At 69.2% G+C, this 6,644-nt stretch carries 7 protein-coding genes and 1 tRNA gene; 2 read left to right on the top strand and 6 right to left on the bottom strand.

Going from position 1 to position 6,644, the window contains the following annotated elements; all coding sequences use genetic code 11:
* The coding region (locus tag J7E68_RS05920; protein ID WP_215170751.1) for a LacI family DNA-binding transcriptional regulator at positions 1-962 on the top strand (962 nt) is incomplete at its 5' end.
* 173 nt (positions 963-1,135) lie between these two features.
* Here J7E68_RS05920 and J7E68_RS05915 read toward each other — a convergent pair.
* Together J7E68_RS05915 and J7E68_RS05910 are read right to left on the bottom strand one after the other, a co-directional pair.
* Positions 1,136-1,208 (bottom strand) — tRNA-Arg (locus J7E68_RS05915).
* Positions 1,209-1,274: 66 nt separating this feature from the next.
* Positions 1,275-1,856 carry an asparagine synthase gene (locus tag J7E68_RS05910; RefSeq protein ID WP_215170748.1) on the bottom strand — a complete coding sequence of 194 codons (582 nt, stop codon included), beginning with the start codon at positions 1,854-1,856 and terminating at the stop codon, positions 1,275-1,277.
* Positions 1,857-1,982: 126 nt separating this feature from the next.
* On the opposite strand from J7E68_RS05910, the gene J7E68_RS05905 reads away from it, so the two are divergent.
* Positions 1,983-2,831, top strand: coding sequence for an SDR family oxidoreductase (locus J7E68_RS05905; RefSeq protein ID WP_215170746.1), 849 nt, complete (start codon positions 1,983-1,985; stop codon positions 2,829-2,831).
* Between the two features lies 1 nt (position 2,832).
* On the opposite strand, the gene J7E68_RS05900 is transcribed toward J7E68_RS05905, so the two are convergent.
* From J7E68_RS05900 to J7E68_RS05885, 4 genes are all read right to left on the bottom strand, one after another.
* Positions 2,833-3,696, bottom strand: a complete 864-nt coding sequence (locus tag J7E68_RS05900; protein WP_215170743.1) for a hypothetical protein — start codon at positions 3,694-3,696, stop codon at positions 2,833-2,835.
* A 10-nt stretch (positions 3,697-3,706) separates the two neighbouring features.
* Positions 3,707-3,952 (bottom strand): hypothetical protein, encoded by a 246-nt coding sequence (locus tag J7E68_RS05895; RefSeq protein WP_251048692.1) that lies wholly within the window; start codon positions 3,950-3,952, stop codon positions 3,707-3,709.
* Between the two features lie 73 nt (positions 3,953-4,025).
* Complete coding sequence (locus J7E68_RS05890) at positions 4,026-6,266, bottom strand: cation-translocating P-type ATPase (RefSeq protein WP_215170741.1); 2,241 nt, start codon at positions 6,264-6,266, stop codon at positions 4,026-4,028.
* 8 nt (positions 6,267-6,274) lie between these two features.
* The gene (locus J7E68_RS05885; RefSeq protein WP_215170739.1) at positions 6,275-6,484 is read right to left on the bottom strand and encodes a heavy-metal-associated domain-containing protein; all 210 of its coding nucleotides are present in this window, start codon (positions 6,482-6,484) and stop codon (positions 6,275-6,277) included.
* Positions 6,485-6,644: the final 160 nt, after the last annotated feature.

The following is a 6,644-nucleotide window of genomic DNA, read 5'->3' as shown; positions in this document are numbered from 1 at the left end:
CGAACACCCTCAACAATCCCGAGAAGGTCCGCGAGGCCACGCGCCGCAAGGTGCTCGCCTCCATCGCCGAACTCGGCTTCGTGCGCAACGACGCCGCACGCTCACTGGCCGCCGGCAACAGCACCTCCGTCGGCCTGGTGCTCGCCGACCTCGGGAACTCGTTCTTCGTCGACATCGCCCGCGGTGCCGAGCGCGCCCTGCGCCGACACAAGATGGACGTGCTGATCGTCAACTCCGATGTCGACCCCGACCGCGAGGTGCACAACCTCGAGCTGCTCGACCGATCCCGTGTCGCCGGCATCATCCTCGCCCCGCTCGACACCGCGCTCGCGAAGTCGCCGCATCCCGAGAACCGCACGACGCCCACCGTGCTGGCCAACTTCGAATCTCCCTCGCTCGCCTACCCCGGAGTCACGGTGGACGAACGCCACGGCGGCGCCCTGGCGGCCTCGCACCTGATCGCCCTCGGCCGCAGACGCCTCCTTTTCGTCGGCGGCCCGCGGTTCCTCACCGCCGTCAACCAGCGCTGGGAGGGCGCCGAGCAGGCGGCCGCCGCACATCCCGACGCGTCGATCGACATCCTCGAGACCCGGGGCGTGAACATCCGTCACGGCCGCGACGCCGGCAGGCAGATCCTCGCCCGCGGCATCGGCACGTATGACGCGATCGTCGCCGCATCCGACCTGGTGGCCATCGGCCTCATCCAGATCCTCAACGAGGTGCCCGGCTTCTCGGTGCCCCGCGACATCGCGATCACCGGCTACGACAACAACCACTTCGCATCCGAGAGCTCGATCCCGATCAGCACGGTGAGCCAGCCGGGTGAAGAGATGGGTGCGGTCGCGGTCGATCTGCTGCTCGAGCGGATCGCGAACCCGGGCGCACCGTCGCGCAGCGTGACGCTCGAACCGCGCCTGCTGCCCCGCACATCCACCCTCGGCGAGATGTGGCGCAGGGACTGATCAGAGCGTCGCGCCACCCGTCACGAAGGAGAACTCTCGTAACGAAGGACGACTCCTGGCGAGCGGTCCTTCGTTGCGCGTTATCTCCTTCGCTGCGTGCGCGCCGGATGCAGTCGAGCACCCCGGACAACGCAAAACCCCCGCCGCTTTCGCGACGGGGGTTTCAGCTGATGTGCGCCCGAAGGGACTCGAACCCCTAACCTTCTGATCCGTAGTCAGATGCTCTATCCATTGAGCTACGGGCGCTCCTGGACCGCTCAGCGGGCCGTAGAACAGCCTACAACAGACGCGACGTGAAAGCGAAACGAGCCCTTACTCGTCGTCGTCGGGCGTGTTCTGCTTGTTCTTCCGCTTGGCCTTCGCACGCTGCAGCGACGACAGCGCCTGCAGGTCGACGAGGCGCAGAGCCTGCATCCGCGCCTCGCGCATGCGGTCGTAGTCGGGGTCCTGGTCGGGCCGCATGCCTTCGACGTGCAGCCGACGATCGAGGTTGTGACGCACGTCGGCCCAGGCGCCTTCGCGGGCCTCTTCGACGATGACGCGCAGCGCGGCGTCGTTCTCCATCATCTCGCGCAGCTTGGTCGCGACGCCGTGCGACTGCTTGGCCCGTCGACGCAGATTGCGCACATCGCGGTCGCGGTAGTCGTGCGTTCCCGACGGGTCGGAGTGGCGGCCGCGAGCGCGCTTTCGCAGCTCCGTCAGGTTGCGCTCGACCTCTTCCGACTCCTCGGCCATCGCCCGCAGCGCTTCGCGCGCATCGGCGACGTACCTGTCGGTGTCGAAGACGCCGTTCTCGGCGATCGTGCCGATGAGGATGTGATTCTTCACGGCGAGGCGCGCCGCAGCGGTCGCGATAGCAACGCCCTCGGCGATGGCATCCGCAGTTCGTCCCACCGCAACCTCCTCTCTTCGAGAGTACCGGTATCGCTCCCGGATGCAGTCGGCCACAATGGATCGGAATCGGGTCGCCCCGACCCGCTCCCCGGGCTTCGGCGCACCGTCGATCGCAGGAGGACTGCAATGACGCGTCTCACCCTCGCCGGGAGCACGACCGTCATCACCGGCGCCGCGAGCGGCATGGGCGCGGACATCAGCCGACTGCTCGCCGGCGACGGCGTGCACCTGGCCCTCATCGATCACGACGCCGAGCGGCTCGGCGCGCTCGCCGCAGAGCTTGCTCGACCCCCCGGAACACCCGTCACCACGCACGTCGTCGACCTGCGCGATGACGACGCGGTCTTCGCCGCGGCAGAAGAGATCACTGCCGCCCACCCGCGCATCAACGCCCTGATCACCTGCGCCGGCTCATCGATGCTCGGCACCCTCGACCAGCTCACGATGGAGGAGATGCGCTGGCTGACCGACGTGAACCTCTGGGGCACCGTCTCGATCACGAAGGCGCTGCTGCCGGCACTGCGCGCGGCGCCGGCCGCACACATCATGCATCTCGCGAGCGTGTACGCGCTGGCCGCCCCTGCCGGGCGCATCCCGTACTCCCTGAGCAAGTTCGCGGTGCGAGGATTCTCCGAGGCGCTGCGCCACGAGCTCGAGGGCACATCGGTGACGGTCGGCGCGGTCTACCCCGCAGGCGTCCGCACGGGCATCATCCTGCACGGCCGATACGCCGCGGCCATCGATCCCGCCGTCGCGGCGCGGGCGGCCGCCGCACAGGCCGCGATGTACCACACCGAGCCTGCGGATGCCGCGGCGCAGATCGTGCGGGCGACCGAGCGACGACGCGCGCGCACGATGGTCGGCCGGGAGGCTCGTCTCATCGACGTGCTCGTGCGGCTCGCCCCCACCGCCTACTGGCGAGCGATGCGTCGCCCGTTGCGCGCGGCGATCGACACGACGACACCCGTCGCCTGACTCAGCGGACCGTGCCGACCCAGACCGCCGACGACCAGGACTGCTGCGCCCCGTCGCATCCGACCGAGCCCGGGTACCCGCGCACCACCGCCATGCAGTTCGCGAGGAACTCGGGGTCGCCACCGAACATCGAGTAGTAGGCGTCGGACGATGTGAGTGCCCCCCAGACCCGGAACTGGTAGATGTGCGCGAGCTCGTGCGCCATCGCCCAGTTCAAACGGTCGGCACCCCACCCCGCGATGTCGGCGCGGTACTTGATGTATCCGTTGCTGTTCGCGCAGGCGGGAGCCGTGCCACCCGCGCAGGATGCCGATTCGTACAGCCCGACGCCGACACCGCCGACCGTGTCGAGCGCAGCACGCACCCGCGCGTATCCGTCGGGCCCGCTCGACGACCACGCGGGGCCCGACGGGGCCGCGTACTGCGCCGCTTCCCAGCTCGAGACGTCTTCTCCCACCTTCTCGATCAGCGCATGCACGGTCGCGGTGGCAGCGATGACGGTGGCCGGATCGTCGCGTTCGGCGAGCACCGTCTTCTGAGCCGCCAGTGCCGATGCCCGGTGGGCAGCGGTGTCGACCTTGCCGTCGGCTCCCGAGATCGCCGAACTCAGCGCGGCGACCTCGTCGAGGAATGCCGGTCTCACGTCGAGCACCGCAGCCCGGTCTGCCGTGGCGTCTTCGGCGATCTCGATCGAGCCCTCGAGATGATCCGTGCGCATCTCGGCCGTGCGGGTCGACTGCGACAGCGCCCGCAGCTCAGCGATGACGGCAGCCCTGTCTTCATCGAGCGCGACAGCCCGACTCACCACGCCGCAGGCGAGAAGCAGGGCGGCGACGAGGGTGACCGAGAACATCCTGCGGAACACGGGTGCGCCGTCATCGCGGGAACCCCGAGGTGTCGGACAGCTGTGTCTCCTGCTCGGCGATCGTCGTTCGAAGGGCGGTCAGCCGCTCGGCGAGCCGGTAGTTGACGTCGCGGGTGGTCTCGAGCCTCTCCTCCGCCTGCACGACGGCGGCTCTGGCCTCATCGAGCGCATCGACCCTCTGCTGGTCGGCGACCACCACGAGCACGGTTCCGCCGATCAGCAGCAGTCCCCCGGTGACGACAGCGAGGCCCCTCATATCGCTCCCCAGAACAGGACACAGACCCGGAACGATTCCGTCCAGCCAATATATCCCTGCCCCGGGCCGCCTTCTAGCGCACTGTCTGCGGGGAGGAACTGCGGAATCGACGCAGTCGAAGACTGTTCACGACGACGAACACGCTCGAGAACGCCATCGCCGCCCCGGCGAGCATCGGGTTCAACAGCCCCAGCGCGGCGAGCGGGATCGCCGCCACGTTGTAGGCGAGCGCCCAGAAGAGGTTGCCGCGGATCGTCGAGAGAGTCCGCCGCGCGAGCCGGATGGAATCCACTGCGCCCCAGAGGTCTCCCCGTACGAGAGTCAGATCGGATGCCTCGATCGCGGCGTCCGTCCCCGTTCCCATCGCGATGCCGAGGTCGGACTGCGCGAGGGCGGCCGCGTCGTTGACGCCGTCGCCGACCATCGCCACGACCCTCCCCTGCCGCTGCAGCGCGACGATCTCATCGACCTTGCCCTCGGGCAGCGCGCCCGCGCGCACCTGTTCGATGCCGACCGCGAGGGCGGTGCGCCGCGCCGCCGTCTCGTTGTCGCCGGTGAGCAGCACGGGTCGCAGCCCGAGCCCTCGAAGGGCGGCGATCGCGTCGGCGCTCGTCGGCTTGACCTGATCGGCGACGACGACGACCCCGCGCACCCGCCCGTCCCACGCCACGGCGATCGCCGTGCGCGCATCGGATTCCGCGGCATCGAACGCCGACTCGAGGTCGGGATCGAGATGCAGCGCCCAGTCCGCGAGCAACGACGGCCGTCCGGCGATCACCGCCCGCGACTCCACGACACCCGTGACGCCGCGTCCCTGTGCGTTGTGGAACTCATCGACCGGCGGCAGCTCGCCGATGCGCTCGGTCGCACCCCGCACGATCGCCTGCGCGATGGGATGCTCCGAGGCATCCTCGACCGCGGCGGCGAACCGCAGCACCTCGGTCGCGTCTTCCCCCTCAGCGGGGATGACGTCGACGAGCGTCATGCGACCCGTCGTCACCGTTCCGGTCTTGTCGAGCACGATCGTGTCGACGCGACGGGTCGATTCGAGCACCTCCGGTCCCTTGATCAGCACCCCGAGCTGCGCGCCGCGACCGGTGCCCACGAGCAGGGCCATCGGCGTCGCCAGGCCGAGTGCGCACGGGCAGGCGATGATCAGCACTGCGACGGCGGCTGTGAAGGCCGCAGCCGCACCACCGCCGATGAGCAGCCAGACGACCAGGGTCACCGCAGAGATGCCGAACACGATCGGCACGAACACGGCCGACAGCCGGTCGGCGAGCCGCTGGGCTTCGGCCTTGCCCGACTGCGCCTCTTCGACGAGCCGCGCCATCCGTGCGAGCTGCGTGTCGGCTCCGACCCGGGTGGCCGCGACGAGCAGCCGCCCTCCGACATTCACGGTCGCCCCGGTCACGGCGTCGCCGGCACGAACCTCGATCGGCACCGACTCCCCCGTGATCATCGATGCGTCGACGGCCGACGATCCCTCGCGCACGATGCCGTCGGTGGCGATCTTCTCGCCCGGGCGCACGACGAAGACGTCGCCCACCGCGAGCGCCTCCAGCGGCATCCGCTCTTCGCGTCCGTCTCGGATGACCGAGACATCCTTCGCGCCGAGCTCACCCAGAGCACGAAGCGCCGCACCGGCACGGCGCTTCGATCGCTGCTCGAGGAATCGCCCGAGCAGGAGGAACATCGTCACCCCCGCCGCGACCTCGAGATAGATGCTGCCGAGACCGTCTCCACGTTCGATCGTGAAGCGGAAGGGGTGGGTCATGCCCCACATGCCCGCAGTGCCGAAGAACAGGGCGTACAGCGACCACAGGAAGGCAGCGGTGACGCCGACGGAGATCAGCGTGTCCATGGTGACCGCTCGGTGACGCGCGTTGAGCAGCGCCGCCCGATGGAAGGGCCAGGCGGCCCATACGACGACGGGTGTGGCGAGCGCGAGCGAGGCCCACTGCCATCCGGGGAACTGCAGCGGCTCGATCATCGAGAGCGCGATCACCGGGATCGCGAGTGCCGCGGCGACGATCAGGCGCAGGCGCAGCATTCGGAAGGCCGGATCGGTCTCGTCCGACTGATCGGGACGCTGCAGCGCTGCCGAGTAACCGGTGCGCACCACCTCGGAGATGAGGTCGTCGACGGCGACGCCGTCGGCCACCTCGACGTGGGCCTTCTCGGTCGCATAGTTGACCGAGGCTGCCACTCCGTCGATCCGATTCAACCGCTTCTCGATCCGCGTCGCGCACGACGCGCACGTCATGCCGCCGATCTCGAGATCGTACGATGCCGTTCCTGCTCCACTCGACATGGTCGGCCTCAGGCGCGCACTGCGCTGTAGCCGGCCTCGTCGACCGCCGCGAGCACGGCGTCGTCGTCGATCACGCCGTCGGAGGTCACGACGAGGCTCCCCGATGCGGCGCTGACCTGGATCGCGGTCACACCCTCGAGCTTGGCGACCTCGCTGCGGACCGAACCCTCGCAGTGCCCGCAGGTCATTCCCGTGACGTCGTAGGTGGTGGTGCTCATCTGTGCATTCCTCTCGGCGGCTTACGTCTCACTATACCCCCCTGGGGTATCTGATGGGAGACAACAGGGCGCACCGAACACCTATTCCCGAGTGCCGGGAAGAGGATCCGAGTCGGGCTCCCTCAGATCGAGTAGGTCGAGTCGCTGAGGCGGCGCTCGG

The sequence above is a fragment of the Microbacterium sp. ISL-103 genome, from assembly GCF_018613995.1.
Lineage (GTDB): Bacteria > Actinomycetota > Actinomycetes > Actinomycetales > Microbacteriaceae > Microbacterium.
Note: the sequence above shows the minus strand (reverse complement) of the source record. Positions and strands in the feature narration are given on the sequence as shown.